Annotated in this window: 15 protein-coding genes; 2 read left to right on the top strand and 13 right to left on the bottom strand. The window is 43.0% G+C overall.

Annotation, left to right across the window (positions count from 1 at the left end; all coding sequences use genetic code 11):
* Window position 1 precedes the first annotated feature (1 nt).
* The 5 genes from QNM16_RS07185 to QNM16_RS07165 form a co-directional block, all read right to left on the bottom strand.
* The gene (locus QNM16_RS07185; protein ID WP_284019864.1) at window positions 2-283 is read right to left on the bottom strand and encodes a hypothetical protein; all 282 of its coding nucleotides are present in this window, start codon (window positions 281-283) and stop codon (window positions 2-4) included.
* Window positions 284-422: 139 nt separating this feature from the next.
* Complete coding sequence (map, locus tag QNM16_RS07180) at window positions 423-1205, bottom strand: type I methionyl aminopeptidase (protein ID WP_284019863.1); 783 nt, start codon at window positions 1203-1205, stop codon at window positions 423-425.
* The gene (locus QNM16_RS07175) at window positions 1186-1392 is read right to left on the bottom strand and encodes a ParD-like family protein (protein ID WP_063362441.1); all 207 of its coding nucleotides are present in this window, start codon (window positions 1390-1392) and stop codon (window positions 1186-1188) included. The genes map and QNM16_RS07175 overlap by 20 nt, the downstream gene beginning before the upstream one ends.
* A 376-nt stretch (window positions 1393-1768) precedes the next feature.
* Window positions 1769-3220: a 16S rRNA (cytosine(1407)-C(5))-methyltransferase RsmF gene (gene rsmF, locus QNM16_RS07170; protein WP_284019862.1), complete on the bottom strand. Its 1452-nt coding sequence runs from the start codon at window positions 3218-3220 to the stop codon at window positions 1769-1771.
* 127 nt (window positions 3221-3347) lie between these two features.
* On the bottom strand, window positions 3348-3506 hold the full coding sequence (locus QNM16_RS07165; RefSeq protein WP_284019861.1) for a hypothetical protein: 159 nt from the start codon (window positions 3504-3506) through the stop codon (window positions 3348-3350).
* Between the two features lie 320 nt (window positions 3507-3826).
* On the opposite strand from QNM16_RS07165, the gene QNM16_RS07160 reads away from it, so the two are divergent.
* Together QNM16_RS07160 and arsJ are read left to right on the top strand one after the other, a co-directional pair.
* Window positions 3827-4837 carry an ArsJ-associated glyceraldehyde-3-phosphate dehydrogenase gene (locus tag QNM16_RS07160; protein ID WP_284019859.1) on the top strand — a complete coding sequence of 337 codons (1011 nt, stop codon included), beginning with the start codon at window positions 3827-3829 and terminating at the stop codon, window positions 4835-4837.
* A gap of 4 nt (window positions 4838-4841) precedes the next feature.
* Window positions 4842-6050 carry an organoarsenical effux MFS transporter ArsJ gene (gene arsJ / locus QNM16_RS07155; protein ID WP_284019857.1) on the top strand — a complete coding sequence of 403 codons (1209 nt, stop codon included), beginning with the start codon at window positions 4842-4844 and terminating at the stop codon, window positions 6048-6050.
* Between the two features lie 24 nt (window positions 6051-6074).
* On the opposite strand, the gene QNM16_RS07150 is transcribed toward arsJ, so the two are convergent.
* The 8 genes from QNM16_RS07150 to QNM16_RS07115 form a co-directional block, all read right to left on the bottom strand.
* A complete protein-coding gene (locus QNM16_RS07150) occupies window positions 6075-8066 on the bottom strand; it encodes a methyl-accepting chemotaxis protein (RefSeq protein ID WP_284019856.1) in 1992 nt (663 codons plus the stop codon).
* A gap of 413 nt (window positions 8067-8479) precedes the next feature.
* Window positions 8480-9328 (bottom strand): protease HtpX, encoded by an 849-nt coding sequence (htpX, locus tag QNM16_RS07145; RefSeq protein ID WP_284019854.1) that lies wholly within the window; start codon window positions 9326-9328, stop codon window positions 8480-8482.
* A gap of 321 nt (window positions 9329-9649) precedes the next feature.
* Window positions 9650-10309 carry a 3-oxoacid CoA-transferase subunit B gene (locus tag QNM16_RS07140; RefSeq protein ID WP_284019853.1) on the bottom strand — a complete coding sequence of 220 codons (660 nt, stop codon included), beginning with the start codon at window positions 10307-10309 and terminating at the stop codon, window positions 9650-9652.
* A 10-nt stretch (window positions 10310-10319) separates the two neighbouring features.
* Entirely contained in the window at window positions 10320-11018 is a 699-nt protein-coding gene (locus QNM16_RS07135; RefSeq protein WP_039607929.1) for a CoA transferase subunit A, read from the bottom strand.
* Between the two features lie 34 nt (window positions 11019-11052).
* Window positions 11053-11961, bottom strand: a complete 909-nt coding sequence (locus QNM16_RS07130) for a hydroxymethylglutaryl-CoA lyase (protein WP_284019852.1) — start codon at window positions 11959-11961, stop codon at window positions 11053-11055.
* Window positions 11954-13906 carry an acetyl/propionyl/methylcrotonyl-CoA carboxylase subunit alpha gene (locus QNM16_RS07125; RefSeq protein WP_284019851.1) on the bottom strand — a complete coding sequence of 651 codons (1953 nt, stop codon included), beginning with the start codon at window positions 13904-13906 and terminating at the stop codon, window positions 11954-11956. Before QNM16_RS07125 ends, QNM16_RS07130 begins: the two co-directional genes overlap by 8 nt.
* A gap of 10 nt (window positions 13907-13916) precedes the next feature.
* Window positions 13917-14699: an enoyl-CoA hydratase/isomerase family protein gene (locus tag QNM16_RS07120; RefSeq protein ID WP_284019850.1), complete on the bottom strand. Its 783-nt coding sequence runs from the start codon at window positions 14697-14699 to the stop codon at window positions 13917-13919.
* Window positions 14700-14708: 9 nt separating this feature from the next.
* The gene (locus QNM16_RS07115) at window positions 14709-16316 is read right to left on the bottom strand and encodes a carboxyl transferase domain-containing protein (RefSeq protein WP_063362433.1); all 1608 of its coding nucleotides are present in this window, start codon (window positions 16314-16316) and stop codon (window positions 14709-14711) included.
* Window positions 16317-16320 lie beyond the last annotated feature (4 nt).

Genomic DNA, 16320 nt, shown 5'->3' with positions numbered 1-16320 from the left:
ATTATTGATATTCAATGAAAAAGCTATTTATACCGGGTTTACTAGCCTCAATTCTATCTGGTTGTGGAGGGTCTGAATCTGCACCTATGTCCAATACAAAACCAGCGTCTAATACAACAACTGTGTCTAATACTGCGCCTACACTTGTTGGTAATTTAGAACAGGAAGTATTAGCTTTAGAGTCAAACTCTTTTATATTTACTTTAAATGATAAAGAGTCAGATAAAATATTAGTGACAATGTCTAATAATCCTGACTGGGTGATTAACTGCTTCCAAGGCAAATGAAGGCATTTTACGGGGTACTGGATTTGGGCAAGGTTGAAGTTCTAAATGAGGCAGTGGCAGAACCCAAACGTATTATTTAATATGTATCTACCACTATGATGCTACCCTAAATAGCGTTAAACATCAGAAATGAGTTTATTGAATCGCCAGCTGCTCTTCTTCTCTCAAGGTCAGCACTTCATAGCCTGTATCTGTAACTAAAATTGTATGTTCCCACTGAGCCGATAATTTTCTATCTCTTGTCACAACGGTCCAGCCATCTTTTAAGGTTTTCACTTTGTGTTGGCCTTGATTGACCATAGGTTCAATAGTAAATGTCATGCCGGCTTGTAGAGTTAACCCTTCGTTAGGTTTGCCAAAGTGGAGCACATCTGGCCCCTCATGCATTTCGGTGCCTATGCCATGACCGCAAAATTCTCTGACAATACTATAACCATGTCGCTGCGCATATGACTGAATTGCATAGCCAATATCGCCCAGTTTTACACCAGGTTTAACTTGTTTTATGCCTTGCCACATGGCTTCGTAGGTAGTTTTTACAAGCTTTTTAGCAAGTCCTTGAGCGGTTTCCATGACGTACATTTTACTTGAGTCGGCAAGGTAGCCATCACACTTGAGCGTGATATCAACATTGATGATATCGGTCGATTTTATTTTTTGGTTTGCTTTTGGCATACCATGACAAACAACCTCATTAAGTGATGTATTGATTGCATATGGGTAGCCATATTGGCCTTTTGTTGACGGAATTGCTTTCAGCTCATCGGTGATATAGGCTTCGACAAAGTCGTTCACTTCCATGGTGGTGACACCAGGTTTGATGAATTCATCCAGTGCTTTAAACACGTCTGCTAACATCTGTCCAGAACGTCTCATTTTAACGATTTGATCTTGGTCCTTAATTATCACTGCTTTCATATTGCTTCTTTTTTACTTGCTCTAATTCTATTTGTATTAACTGTGCGAATGGCTTGTCCGGGTTTTGCTCAGCTAGGCGGCCCATTTTCAACCAAAATTCAGCTTGAGAATTGATTGAGCGAGACATGACTTGACTGGCTAGACGGATCTCTTCATGAAGTTCTTCAGAAATTTTTACAATACCCATTTTTATACGTTATGTAGCATTTTGTATATAAATCATATTTTCTTTTGTGACTTTATTCAACTAAAAAATATGCAATGTATCAAATGGCAATTTGGATAGGCTTGGGGAGCAGGATTATTGCAGATTTGGATTGAAATTTTAGACATAAAAAAACGCCCAGTAATGTGTGAATCTGGGCGTAGGGGAAGGCTCATATGGAGCCGTGCGCTAACTTAAACACCTTCTAAAACATAAGGGAGAAGTAGAAAGTCCTTTAAGTGTAGTAAATGCATTACAAAAGTTACAAACAGAATGACATTTTTAAAACATAATAAAAACAAAGTGTTGTACTCATATGAATTAATAATCTTAAAGTTGTCAAAAAGTTCTAATCAGGTTATACCCAAGTTATTAACTGACCTTGTGCAATTAAATCTCTAGGGAGGTTATTTTTAATCTTTGCCTTTTGCCATTTACCGAGACCCACAGGGGCACCGCACAGAGTCAGTATGACTTCGCCCGTCTCATTAGTTGGTTTTTCTAAACGTACATCTTTACCTTGGAAGTAGTCGACAGCCTGTTTTTCAGTAAGTGCATGCACATTTTCAGTCGCTAAATGTCCAAATGCGGTAGCAAGCTCATGTTCTAAACGCACACCATTTTTGTGTATTGCGCCTATTTTGACCCCCAAGCGTGCATATTTGATTTTGTTTTGCACATCTGCAAGTTTATCGGGAAATAGCCATAGCTCTTTATCGCGTTGCATGAGTGTGCCTGGCAGCTGCTTAATCTTAAATTGTTTCTTTAAATAGCTAGAAAATGTGTTTTGTGCTTTAGTTGGAAAAGCTTCAAAAGGAAATGCGCCTTTTTTTTGCTGTTGATTGTGGTGTTCAACAGAATGGCGTTTTTTAAATTTCGCTATGAAGAAACCTTCACTATCAAAAATTTGTGGCCAGACATGCAAGTAGCCCTCGCTTGTGGTGGCCTGACTTGCATTGTCAAAAAGGTCGTCAAGTGGTGTGACTTCTACAGCATCTGCAAATTCTTCTAGTAAAAATGAGCAAACTTGTTGGTTTTCTAAAGGGGTCAGTGTACAAGTTGAGTACACCAAACTACCGCCGGGCTTTAGCGCCAAAAAGGCACTTTTGATCAGGCTTTTTTGCACATCACTAATATCGACATTAGATTCTATTGACCAGTTTTTAAGTGCGTTAGCATCTTTTCTTACGGTGCCTTCACCAGAGCATGGCGCGTCAAGTTGTATGTGATCAAAGCACTCATACATATAGTCGCCAAATATTTTGCCATCAAAATGTGATAATGCGCAGTTTGCTACTCCCATGCGTTTCATGTTGGCGGCAAGTACTTTTAACCTTGAAGATGAGAATTCATTGGCAATCAATAGACCTTGGTTATTCATTAAAGCACAAAGCTGTGAAGTTTTAGAGCCGGGAGCTGCAGCCATATCGAGCACAGCGTATTGATCTGTATCCATATTTTCTATTTCAGATCTCAACGCCAAAGGCGGGAGCATTGAGCTTGCTTCTTGCACATAAATACAGCCACTGAGATGTAAGGCTGTATTACCTATAGGAAGGTTCGCTTGTTCTTCTTCGCTGCGACTTATCCAAAAGCCCTCAGGGCACCAAGGTACCGGTGTTATTTGCCAACCGAGTGCTTTTGCTTCGAGTTTAAAATCATCGACGGACATTTTTAGCGTATTGACGCGTATGGACAGCCTTAGAGGTTTTTGGCAGTGATCAATGAAGTCATCTAAATTTAAATGCTCTGGTAGGTAGGTTTTAACATCTTCGATAAAGTTTTCTGGGATGTAGGTATTCTTATCCAATCTAAAATACTCGAAACAACTGGGATTTGTTGTAGTTTAACATCAATTGGTATTTAGCAGGGAAGAATTAACGAGTAAGCAAACGTCATCGCATGAAAAGATAACGTTTGCATGTTCAGTGGCCCAATTATGGCGTCTCAGAATCGCAATGGTAGTAAGTTTCACATTCTTGTGTTGGGCCATTACTTAAACCCGCCCCCCCAACAAGTGGAGTCAGTTTTCTATCAAGTGGTAAATTATCATAACTCAATTTTTTCAGAGGCTTTTTGGTGACTTTAAGCTTCATAGTGATTAACTCCTTTCAAATTAACATTACTTTTTACTTCTAATTTCATGTTAGTAAATCGCGAAAAAGTTTCAAATAAAATTAATAAAAATGATACAAAATCATTACAAATGAGTGTTTGCATATATGGATAAATGAATATATGATTTTTCGTATATTGTAAATATCCTCATCAATAGACATAATTTTGTCTGCATGGCGCACTGAGACACGTAGTACCGGTGATAAAGCAAATTGAGGCGTATTAATTAAAGTTGCTGGGCGCATTGTTAGCAGTTATGACGACATATGCGAATGGGAAAATAATGGGAGAAAAGACGATGGCAATTAAAGTTGGGATAAATGGCTTCGGTAGAATGGGCCGATTGACTATGCGTGCACTATGGAATTCGCCAGATATAGAGTTGGTGAAGATAAATGATCCTGCAGGGGATGCTCTTACCTTGGCACATTTGATGAACTTTGATTCTGTTCACGGCAAGTGGCAACATGAGGCGTTGAGTGAGGGGAGTGAGATGATTATTGGCGATCAGCGCATTGCAGTAACACAGCAAGTGTCCGTTACTGATAATGACTGGTCGATGTGCGATCTCGTTATAGAAGCTTCAGGCAAGATTAAAACCAAAGAAAAACTCGCTGCTTTTTTTGCTCAAGGTGTGAAGCAAGTGGTTGTGACTGCACCAGTCAAAGAAGAAGGAGTATTAAATGTTGTGATGGGTGTAAACCACACTGATTATGATGTTGAGCTGCATCCGATAGTGACAGCGGCATCTTGTACGACTAACTGCTTGGCGCCCGTTGTTAAAGTGCTACAGGATAATATTGGTATTAAACATGGCTCGATGACGACAATACACGATATTACCAATACACAGACTATCATTGACGCACCGCATAAAGATTTGCGCCGTGCGCGTTCATGTGGCACGAGTCTTATTCCAACGACGACTGGTTCAGCAACGGCTATTACCCATATTTTCCCTGAGCTGAAGGGTAAGTTAAATGGTCACGCCGTGAGAGTACCTCTAACGAATGCCTCGATCACAGATTGCGTGTTTGAAGTCAATCGTGAAACTAGTATTGAAGAGATAAACAGCTGGATGGATCAAGCTGCAAACGGCGAGCTTGCAGGTATTTTAGGGTATGAAACGCGTCCACTTGTCTCAATCGATTATAAAACGGACCCAAGAAGTGCCATTGTTGATGCTCCTTCAACTATGGTGGTCAATGGCACGCAAGTTAAATTATACGTCTGGTATGATAACGAGTGGGGCTATGCAAATAGAACTGCAGATTTAGTTCGTTTGGTTATCGATAAGCGCTGGGGATAGCATCATGACGCAGTCACTTATGGCAAGGCTATCACCTGAAATTAAGCAGTACCTTGTTATCACCGGTAACTATTGGTCATTTACCTTGACAGATGGTGCGCTGCGTATGTTGGTGGTGCTGTATTTTCATCAACTCGGATACAGCCCACTGGCGATTGCCTCTTTATTTTTGTTTTATGAAATTTTTGGCGTTGTTACCAATTTATTGGGGGGCTGGTTAGGCGCACGTCTTGGTTTAAATAAAACCATGAATATAGGCCTATTTTTGCAGATTGTGGCTGTGTCTATGTTGGCATTAGATGAGCAATTACTGACAATAGCCTATGTCATGGTCGCGCAGGCTTTGTCTGGTATTGCCAAAGACCTCAATAAAATGAGTGCTAAAAGCGCCATTAAGTTACTGGTTCCTAAAGATCAGGATAGTACTTTATATAAATGGGTAGCACTGCTGACGGGTTCAAAAAATGCCTTAAAAGGCGTTGGTTTTTTCCTTGGCGGCTTATTACTGACTTTATTGGGCTTTCAAGGCGCTCTGTGGTTTATGACAGCAATGCTGTCAATCACTTGGCTATCGAGCTTATTGTTGTTGAAGCAAGACTTAGGTAAGAAAAAGAACAAGCCGAAGTTCAATGAACTGTTTTCTAAAAGTCGCCAGTTAAATCTATTAGCGGCGGCGCGTTTATTTTTGTTTGCTTCACGTGATGTTTGGTTTGTGGTGGCTTTACCTGTATTTTTGGCCTCAACATTTGGTTGGGATCATTGGTGGGTTGGTGGCTTTATGGCGTCTTGGGTGATTGCTTATGGCATAGTCCAAGCGAACGCACCAAAAATCACAGCAAAGCAAGGAGGCAATTATCAGCAAGCATTCAAGTGGGTCGCATTACTGTCAATTATACCAGCTTTGCTCGCTTTGGGTTTATGGTTAAACTGGCAGCCTAAGATAGTGATTATCGCCGGGTTATTAATATTTGGCGCAGTATTTGCCGTTAACTCATCTTTGCATAGTTTCTTAATCGTCAAAATCGCTGACAGTGATGGCGTGTCGATGGATGTTGGCTTTTATTACATGGCTAATGCAATGGGAAGATTATTAGGTACGGTCTTATCTGGCCTTGTTTATCAGCTTTATGGCCTTGAAGCCTGTTTGATGATTTCAAGTGCAATGCTTATATTGGCAGGTGGGTTTACATATGGACTCAGCAAGCGCGGTTAAGCGCTTGCTGAATTTCACTAAGGACTAGTGTAATTGCTGAGGCAGTTTAAAGGCTGATGTAACCTGTTTCAGGGTTTTAGATTGCTTATCTAGTTCAAGGCTCGCGCTGGTAACTTGATCTGCACCTGCAGCGTTATCAATAGCCGCTTGTCTAATTGACTCAACGTTATATGAAATCTCTTCAGTCGTCGCAGATTGCTCTTGAGCCGCTTGAGCAATGGTTTGTGCACTCAGTGCAATTTGATTGATTTGATGCACACTTTGCTCGAGTAAACAGGCACTATCATTTGCTGCTGTGATTGTCTGTTTAGTAGCCTCAGCGGATGCATGCATCTCAGATACAGCGGTTTGTGATGTAGACTGAAGGTTGGCAATCATATTTTCAATGTCCGCAGTAGACGCTTGAGTTTTTTGTGCAAGCTGTCTGACTTCGTCAGCAACAACGGCAAATCCGCGTCCATGTTCCCCTGCTCGGGCAGCTTCAATGGCAGCGTTGAGTGCTAGCAAGTTAGTCTGCTCAGTCACAGCTTGGATCACTTCGATTACGCGGCTGATATTTTGCGTATTGTACTCAACTTCTTTAATGGCCGTTTCTGAGTTCTCAACGGCGGTACTGAGTGCTTCCATTTGTACGACTGTATCTCTGAGTGTTTGGTTTGCTGACAAAGATGTTTTTTCTGCATCCAAGCTTAAATCGGCAACATTACGCGCATTGGTTGCCACTTCATCGATAGAGTGAGATGTTTGCTGAATTGCTTCGGCGACTTGCTCAATATTGGCATGTTGCTCTTGTAAGCTAGCGTTTGCTTGTTCACTGGCAGCACTTGTCTGTGTTGCTGTAGAAGCCAGCTGTGCTGTGGTTTCAACTATGGTGCCTATAACGCTAGTTAAATAGGTGTTCATCTGTCGCATTGCGCCATACACACCAATGGCGTTCTCGTCACGGCCAAACTGCTCTCTTAGGTCACCTGCAGCGATCCGCTCACTGATCTTGCGCATTTCAATTGGCTCACCACCAAGTGGCTTTAATACTGAACGGGCGATCAGTACCGTTGCTCCAGCGACTGATAAAACAGTTAATAAAAAGATAAGGGCAATAATCCAATAGAGTTTATAAACTGGCGAAAAAGCTTCGGCTTTGTCAATTTCAGCCAAAAGTACCCATTTTAATCCAGCGAATGTGTAAGGAAGGTAAGCGGATAAAACAGGGTTGCCATTATAGTCGATAATAATTTCAGTGTCAGAGATCCCTTGCAAGCCTCGACGGACAGCGACGGTATCGACACCATTCGCTTCAACTGAGCCTGCAAAGCTGGCGATAACAGTATGGTTGATCGGGTCAAGGTATGAATCTGAACGCATGCGGAAGTCATTACCAACAAGGTATGACTCACCTGTTTCTCCCATGCCATCGCGCTGTTGCATAATGGCGTTTATGGCATCAATTGAAAGTTGTAGTGCAAGTACCGAGTTTACTTGACCATCAATTATAACGGGAATACCAATGAAAGCTGCAGGGTCATTATTGCTCGGCGCATATGCACTGTAGTCGGCTAAGATAAACTTTCTTGCTGAAATGACTTGAGTAAACAAAGTAGCTAGCCCTGAGTTATTGAACGGGCCAGTAACAAGGTTCGTGTTGTAATCAGACTCTTTAGCAACTGTATAGCTAATTAAGCCATCGCGTTCTATCACGAAAAAGTCGTAAAACCCTTTCTCATTGATGAAGGTGTCAAACAGGCTGTGGTAGTTATGAGCCAGCTCTGCGTTTGACAGGGTAGGATTTTGCTCAACGAGGAGCTGCCATTTTTTTGCGATGACTGATAAATCACCTTTTCTTGCATTAAGGTAATCATCAATTTGCTTGTGTTTTATTTGTTTGATGGAAGTAAGCTGATTGTATGCCTGTTGTTCAAGTGCTGTGGAGGCGGTCCACAACGAGACCATCGCCAGTATACCTGCTGGTAATAGACCAATGAGCATAAATGAAATGAGTAATCGAGTTTTGATCAGCATACTTCTTTTTACCTTGCGAATGTAGAATATTGCTATTATGTCAATAAAGTGGGTTACATATTTTAAACAAATGGGCCCGGTATAGATACACGCAAAAAGTATGGTTTAGATTAAGATTTGAGTTAAATGTGGGTTAATAAATAACCAAAAAGTAACTTTTCTTGTCTTTTGGTCATAAAACAAACGACCTATTTACTGGTTTATTCGTGGATCAAAGAACTTAAGTATTGTTTTATAGAGAACATTAAGGAAAGTAATTATATATCTTTGCCATATAAAGATATAATTTTTTATAACTATTTATTACGTAAAAATAGAATTTAATTCCTAAATTTAATTATTTGTAAATCGTCCTTAAAAAGGCCCGTAAGGGCCTATGGTTATAAAATATACATTGTGTTTACATCAATATCCTAAGATAGTGCGGCAATTCTTTGCTCAAGTGGTGGGTGCGAGGCAAACAAATCGACCACGCTCTTACCTGATGCGATACCAAATGCCATCATTGAACCTTCTAACTTTGATTCTTGATTGCTACGTAGACGTTCAAGCGCTGCTTTCATTTTGTGTGCGCCCACTAAATCAGCAGCCCCTTTGTCGGCAGCATATTCTCGTTTACGGCTAAAGTAAGCAACGATCATAGATGCCAAGAAACCAAAGAGAATTTGGAAGATAAGATCAAAGATCATATAGGTCCAGCTAAAGCCTTCGCCTTCTTCATCACCATTTAAGAAGCCATCGACAATATTGGCCAGTACTTTTGAGATAAAAATGACGAAGGTATTTACGACACCCTGAATAAGCGTCAGTGTGACCATATCGCCGTTAGCAACATGAGATACTTCATGGGCGAGGACGGCTTCTGCTTCACTTTGGCTCATGCCAGCAAGCAAGCCGCTGCTGACTGCAACGAGAGAATCGTTTTTACTGGGGCCTGTAGCAAAAGCATTGATCTCTGGGCTATCGTAAATGGCAACCTCTGGCATTTTGATGCCCGCTTTTTGCGCTTGTGCTGCCACTGTGCTGACTAACCAATGCTCGGTCTCGCTACGAGGCTGGTCAATCACATAGGCTCCTGTAGACTTTTTCGCCATCCACTTAGAGATGTATAGCGAAATAAATGCGCCACCGAAACCAAAAACGGCTGCGATGGTGAGCATGCCAGCATAACTTCTAGAGGATACCCCTAGAATGGATAAAATAATGGACAACACAACCATGATGGCTAAGTTTGTCGCTAGAAAAAGTAACACGCGTTTCATAGTCACCTCATTAAAATTGAATTTACTTACCTATTTTTACTCTTGCTACGCAAAAAGTGTTCATTGCTTTTTATCAATATGGAGGACAAATTGATTTTCTCAATAGCAAGTATGGTGTTGAAGTGTTACAAGATGTTGTCGGGTGAAAAAGCCTGTAAATAGCCTTTGCTTTGCAAAGAGGGCAGGTAAAATAGTCAATGAGGATAAAAAAAACCCCTCTTGCGAGGGGTTTTGGGTAACTCAGCGCCTTTGGCACTGGGAATGAGGTCGGTACAATTGTGTTAGTTTTTAATCTACTATGTTGACCACGTAATATACGTTTTACGCAAACTGCATTTCAGGGATATCGCCTTCGACGATTAATTTACCTGCAGTTTTGCTGATAATTTCATCAACACTAACACCTGGCGCGCGCTCAAGCAAATGAAATGCGCCTTCTTTTACTTCTAACACAGCGAGATCGGTAACAATCTTTTTCACACAATTTACCCCAGTCAGTGGCAGTGTACATGACTCAAGTAATTTAGAATCGCCGTGTTTACTAGCATGGGTCATGGTCACAACAATATTTTGTGCGCCAGCGACGAGATCCATCGCACCACCCATGCCTTTGATTAACTTTTTCGGGATCATCCAAGAAGCAATATTGCCACTTTGATCCACTTCAAATGCACCTAATACCGTTAAGTCTACATGACCACCACGTATCATGGCAAAGCTTTCTGCGCTATTAAAAATAGCTGCTCCTGTGGCTGCTGTCACGGTTTCTTTACCCGCATTGATCATATCTGCGTCAACTTGGTCTGCATCTGGGTACGGACCCATACCCAGTAAGCCATTTTCAGACTGTAGCATTACTTCCATATTTTCAGGTACGTAGTTTGCAACAAGCGTTGGAATGCCAATACCTAGGTTTACGTAGTAACCATCTTGAAGCTCTTGCGCAACGCGCATTGCAATTTGTTCACGATTTAAAGCCATGGTGATCTCCTTACTTGCGCGTAGTAACACGTTCGATGCGCTTTTCAAAGTTACCTTTGATAACGCGGTTAACATAAATACCAGGGGTATGAATTTCGCTTGGCTCTAATTCGCCAGGCTCAACAATTTCTTCTACCTCAACAACTGTAATTTTACCAGCTGTTGCAGCCATCGGGTTGAAGTTCATCGCGGTATGACGGAACACCAAATTGCCATAGCGGTCTGCTTTCCAAGCTTTAACAATGGCAAATTCACCGGTGATAGACTCCTCAAGAATATAAGGGCGACCGTTAAATTCTTTAACCTCTTTGCCTTCAGCAACAGGTGTACCATATCCAGTTGCCGTGTAAAAACCTGGAATGCCTGCACCGCCAGCACGCATTTTTTCTGCCAGCGTCCCTTGTGGGGTAAGCTCTACGTCAATAATGCCGTCAAGTAGTTGCTGCTCGAATAGGGCATTTTCACCAACATATGATGCGATGATTTTTTTGATTTGACGGTCGTGCAACAAAATACCAAGACCAAAATCATCAACACCGCAGTTATTAGATACCACAGTCAGCTCTTTTGTCTGCTTACGTTTGATTTCAGCGATTAAACCTTCTGGAATACCACACAGTCCAAAACCACCGGCAATAACGGTATCTCCATCTTTGAGACCCTCCATTGCTTCTTCGTAGCTAGAAACTACTTTATCGAAACCGGCCATTAGCCCACTCCTCGTTGTCAATATTGTCTTGTTGTTAAGACTGGCACGTATTTTTTAATGCCAAAGAAACCTTACTTACAGGCGCTTTGTTAAGCGCATCGCAAATTTGCCAGCCTGCTTTTGCTAGCCTTTCTAAATCAATTTCGGTACTAATGCCAAGCCCTTGCAGTAAGTAAATCACATCCTCAGTGGCAACATTTCCTGACGCCCCTTTGGCATAAGGGCAGCCGCCGAGACCTGCAACCGCGGAGTCTATTGTTGCAATGCCCATTTCTAGCGCCTTGTGAATGTTTGCAAGCGCTTGGCCATATGTATCATGGAAATGGACTGCAAGCCTTTGTACTGGGATGTGTTCGAGTAACAAGCTTAGCAGTGATTCAATTTGATTTGCCGTGCCCACACCTATGGTATCGCCGAGACTTATCTCATAGCAGCCAAGTGCCAACAATTGTTTACATACTGCGAGAACCTGCTCGGGTTCCACTTTTCCCTGGTAGGGGCAGCCTGCAATACAACTGACATAACCTCTTACTTTAATGTTGTTTTTTTGTGCAAGTTCTACCACAGGACGAAAGCGCTCAATACTCTCTTCAATACTGCAATTGATGTTTTTTTGCGTAAAAGCTTCACTGGCGGCAGTGAAGATAGCGAATTCGTCAACTTGGTTTTCAAGGGCTAATTCAGCCCCTTTTAGATTCGGTGTAAGCGCACTTATTTCTACACCTTCTTTACGTGTAATACCTTGTATCACTTGCGCCGAATCAGCCATTTGAGGCACCCATTTAGGGGAGACAAAAGCGCCGGCTTCAAGGTGCTTTAATCCCGCGTCGGCTAATGCATTTAAGAGCGTTATTTTGCTTTGCGTACTGACCGAGGTCTCGTTTTGCAAGCCATCGCGGGCACCCACTTCAACAATTTTGACTTTAGCAGGGTAGTTAGCCATTCGCTTCTTCCTCAACGATGGCCAGCATAGCGCCATGGCTTACGAGTTCACCTTCATCAAAGCAGTAGCTTGTCAGTGTGCCATCAAATGGTGCGTTGAGGGTATATTCCATCTTCATCGCTTCAATAACGACAATAGGATCTCCTTTACTAACTTTTGTTCCAACTGTTTGTAAGTGTTTTACGACGGTGCCATTTAGCGGCGCAGCCAAAGGTGCCTCTTGGTGCTCTTGCTCGCTCACGTAGTGCTTAGTTTTGAGCTCGAAGGTGTGCTGATAAGGGCCGTACATTACCGTGATTGTTGACTCATCAATGAGTACATCGGCAATCATGCGTTTGCCATCAACATTTGCAATCAGTTGGTGGCCTTCAAGTTTGGCTTCTACGCGGTGTTCAAAGTCATGGTAGTGAACTTGCCAATGATGACCTTGCGCTTGTGCAACGACAAAGTGCTCTGTGAATGGCACGGTGAGCTTGCGAGCTTGATTGAGCCTAAAGCCCACTTGCTGCCACGGAGTATTGAGTTTTGGCGCTTGTTTGTGAGCAAGATAGGCAATGCTTGCCAAGCAGACCAAAGTATCACTGGGTGCTTTGGATGCTGTTAGTTCGTCTGTTTGTGTATCAATAAAGTGCGTATCAGGTGCACCAGCCATAAAGGTTGGGTGTTCAGCTAAATGATGTAAAAATGCAATGTTGCTTTTCACACCGGCTAGGTGTACTTCATTAAGCGCAGATCTGAGCTTAAGTAAAGCCGTGCGTCTGTCGTGACCGTGCACAATTAATTTGGCGATCATTGGGTCATAGAATGGACTGATCTCATCACCTTGTTGCACGCCAGTATCTATTCGCACACCGCGCTGTGCTTTAGGAAAGCTCAGATGAGTTAAAGTACCCGAGTAGGGCATGAAATTTTCTTCAGGGTCTTCAGCATAAATACGCGCTTCGAAGCTGTGGCCCTGTAATGTGATGTGCTCTTGCGAAAGTGGCAGATGCTCATTATTTGCCACACGAATTTGCCATTCAACTAGGTCTTGCCCAGTCACCATTTCAGTTACTGGGTGCTCTACTTGCAGGCGCGTATTCATTTCCATAAAGAAGAACTCGTCACCGCAAAGTAAAAATTCAACCGTACCGGCTCCGCGGTAGTTAATGGCTTGTGCGCATCGAACCGCTGCTTCCCCCATCTCTTTGCGTAGCGCATCACTTAAGTCAGGTGCTGGTGCTTCTTCAATGACTTTTTGATGACGACGCTGCAGTGAGCAATCTCTGTCGCCCAAGTAAACGCAATTGCCATGGTTATCAGCAAACACCTGTACTTCTACATGGCGAGGTTTATCGACAAAGCGCTCTAGTAATACAAGATCGTTCCCAAAACTTGCCAAAGCTTCGCGCTTAGCGCCTTCTAATGCACTCAAAAACTCATCAGCACTCCTGACAACACGCATACCTTTACCGCCGCCGCCAAAAGCGGCTTTGATAAGGACTGGGTAGCCAACCTTTTCAGCTTCAGAAGTTAAAAACTCGGTGTCTTGCTGCTGGCCGTAGTAGCCTGGTACCAATGGGACATTGGCTTGTGCCATGATTTCTTTTGCGCGGGTTTTTGACCCCATGGCTTCGATTGAACTGGCAAGTGGGCCAATGAAAACAATATTGTTTTCTTCACAGGCATTCGCAAACGCATCATTTTCTGACAAAAAGCCGTAGCCTGGGTGAATGCAATCAGCGCCACTTTGCTTGGCAACCTCTAAAATACGTTCACTGACAAGGTATGAGTCTTTGCTAGGTGCAGGACCAATGAAATAGGCTTCATCTGCTTGTTTAACATGCAGTGCATCCGCATCCGCTTCTGAATAAACTGCTACTGTACTCATGCCTAAGCGTTTTGCGGTGCGCATGACTCGACAGGCGATTTCACCTCGGTTAGCGATTAAGATTTTCTTTAACATATTATTCTCCTTATTCGCTTGCCGTCGGTTGCCAATTAGGCGCGCGTTTATCAAAAAAGGCACTCAAGCCTTCTTGTCCTTCTTCACTCACTCGAATTTCAGCGATGCGTTTTGCGGTGTGTTTGATCAGTTGCTCATCGATGGCTTTACCAGCGACCTCATCAATTAGAGACTTTGCACTTTTGACGGCAGTTGGGCCGTTATTTAAAAGCTGCTCAATGAAGTACTCTTCGCTTTGTTCTAAATTGTCACTGATCTGGTGAATAAGCCCAAGCTCGAGAGCTTTCTCAGCTTGAAAGATTTCAGCCGTTAAAAAGTAACGTCTTGCTTGCCTTTCGCCAATCGCTTTAATCACATATGGACTAATAACCGCTGGGATAAGGCCCAACTTGACTTCGCTTAAGCAAAATTTTGCGTTGGGCGAGGCAACCGCGATATCGCAACAAGCGATAAGGCCAAGAGCGCCACCAAAAGCGGCACCTTGCACCAAGCATAGAGTTGGGTGAGGAGAGGAAGCCAGCACTTGCATCAGCTTTGCCAGCTCTAGAGAATCAGCGACGTTTTCTTCATAATTGTTATCCGCCATTGACTTCATCCAAGCTAAGTCAGCGCCGGCTGAAAAGTGCTTACCATTGGTTTTTAAAACCAAAGCGCGAATGTCTAGCTCATTGGCATAATCAATGGTTTTGATTAGCTCTGCGATGATTTCAGCATTAAATGCATTATGTTTTTCAGGGCGACTTAATTCTAAAATCGCCACTTTGCTCTTTGTAATATTTAAAGTGACAGACATGTACGCCCCCTACATTCTGAAAATACCAAATTTAGATTCTTGACTCGGCGCGTTTGCCGCAGCTTCTAAAGCCAGACCTAATACGTTGCGTGTGTCTGCAGGGTCGATGATGCCATCATCCCACAGTCTTGCACTGGCGTAGTATGGATGACCTTGCTTTTCATACTGCTCAACAATCGGCTTTTTGAACTCAGCAACTTCGTCGTCACTCATGCTTAGACCTTTGCGCGCTAAGCCATCTTGGCGGACTTGTGTGAGTACGCCAGCAGCCTGTTCACCGCCCATGACAGATATACGTGCATTTGGCCACATCCACATCATGGTGGGTTCGTATGCGCGACCACACATGCCGTAGTTACCAGCGCCGTATGAGCCACCAATAAGTACCGTAAATTTAGGTACGTCGGCGCACGACACGGCAGTAACCATTTTTGCACCATGTTTGGCGATGCCTTCGGCTTCGTATTTTTGGCCAACCATAAATCCAGTGATATTTTGTAAAAACAACAGAGGAATATCACGTTGTGCACACAGCTGGATAAAGTGTGCGCCTTTTTGCGCCGACTCTGAAAATAAGATACCGTTATTTGCGACGATCCCCACTGGGCGGCCAAATATTTCGGCAAAGCCGGTGACAAGTGTTTCGCCAAAGTAGCGCTTAAACTCGTCAAACTGAGAGTCATCCACGATGCGCGCAATCACTTCTCTGACATCAAATGGTTTTTTAAGATCGGTACCGACAATGCCGTAGATCTCTCTAATATCATATCTTGGTGGCTTGATGTCTTTTAGAATAGGTTGGGTAGGGCGCTGATGGTTTAGTCGTTCAATACATTGGCGTGCAATTGATAGGGCGTGTTCGTCATTTTCTGCATAGTGATCGGCCACACCAGACACTTTACAGTGGACATCTGCACCACCTAAATCCTCAGCACTTACTTCCTCACCAGTAGCCGCTTTTACCAAAGGTGGACCTGCTAAGAAAATCGTACCTTGCTCTTTAACAATGATACTTTCATCAGCCATTGCTGGTACATAGGCACCACCTGCGGTACATAACCCCATGACCACGGCAATTTGTGGAATGCCTTTGGCTGACATACGGGCCTGATTATAGAAGATGCGACCAAAATGCAGTTTATCTGGGAATACTTCGTCTTGTTCAGGTAAGTTAGCGCCACCAGAGTCGACTAAATAAATACATGGTAAGTGGCAGCGTTCTGCGATTTCTTGCGCTCTTAAATGTTTTTTAACTGTTAAAGGGAAATAAGTACCGCCTTTTACAGTGGCGTCGTTGCCAACAATCATACATTCGACACCCTTAACGCGTCCGATCCCAGCGACAACACCAGCACATGGGATGTCTTGTTCGTATACGCCAAACGCGGCAAATTGAGAAATTTCTAAAAAGGGAGAGCCTTCGTCAAGTAGGGTATCAATTCTGTCGCGTACAAATAGTTTTCCGCGACTTTGATGGCGGGCTATCAGGGCTTCGCCGCCACCTTGACTTAAATTTGCGACCTTATCATTTAAATCTGCAACCAATGACGCCATTGCGTCATGGTTGTCTTTAAATTGCTGGTCATGCGTATTAACTGAAGTATTTAATACCGTCATGCCA

Source organism: Pseudoalteromonas umbrosa (assembly GCF_030125375.1).
GTDB lineage: Bacteria > Pseudomonadota > Gammaproteobacteria > Enterobacterales > Alteromonadaceae > Pseudoalteromonas > Pseudoalteromonas umbrosa.
This window is presented reverse-complemented; position numbering and strand designations above follow the sequence as displayed.

Coding starts and splice junctions, on each gene's coding strand:
- QNM16_RS07160 (WP_284019859.1), top strand. CDS start 3,827: ATGGCAATTAAAGTTGGGATAAATGGCTTCGGTAGAATGGGCCGATTG.
- QNM16_RS07115 (WP_063362433.1), bottom strand. CDS start 16,316: ATGACGGTATTAAATACTTCAGTTAATACGCATGACCAGCAATTTAAA.
- QNM16_RS07125 (WP_284019851.1), bottom strand. CDS start 13,906: ATGTTAAAGAAAATCTTAATCGCTAACCGAGGTGAAATCGCCTGTCGA.
- QNM16_RS07140 (WP_284019853.1), bottom strand. CDS start 10,309: ATGGCTTTAAATCGTGAACAAATTGCAATGCGCGTTGCGCAAGAGCTT.
- QNM16_RS07130 (WP_284019852.1), bottom strand. CDS start 11,961: ATGGCTAACTACCCTGCTAAAGTCAAAATTGTTGAAGTGGGTGCCCGC.
- QNM16_RS07120 (WP_284019850.1), bottom strand. CDS start 14,699: ATGTCTGTCACTTTAAATATTACAAAGAGCAAAGTGGCGATTTTAGAA.
- QNM16_RS07175 (WP_063362441.1), bottom strand. CDS start 1,392: ATGGGTATTGTAAAAATTTCTGAAGAACTTCATGAAGAGATCCGTCTA.
- map (WP_284019863.1), bottom strand. CDS start 1,205: ATGAAAGCAGTGATAATTAAGGACCAAGATCAAATCGTTAAAATGAGA.
- QNM16_RS07150 (WP_284019856.1), bottom strand. CDS start 8,066: ATGCTGATCAAAACTCGATTACTCATTTCATTTATGCTCATTGGTCTA.
- QNM16_RS07135 (WP_039607929.1), bottom strand. CDS start 11,018: ATGGCCGGTTTCGATAAAGTAGTTTCTAGCTACGAAGAAGCAATGGAG.
- arsJ (WP_284019857.1), top strand. CDS start 4,842: ATGACGCAGTCACTTATGGCAAGGCTATCACCTGAAATTAAGCAGTAC.
- htpX (WP_284019854.1), bottom strand. CDS start 9,328: ATGAAACGCGTGTTACTTTTTCTAGCGACAAACTTAGCCATCATGGTT.
- QNM16_RS07165 (WP_284019861.1), bottom strand. CDS start 3,506: ATGAAGCTTAAAGTCACCAAAAAGCCTCTGAAAAAATTGAGTTATGAT.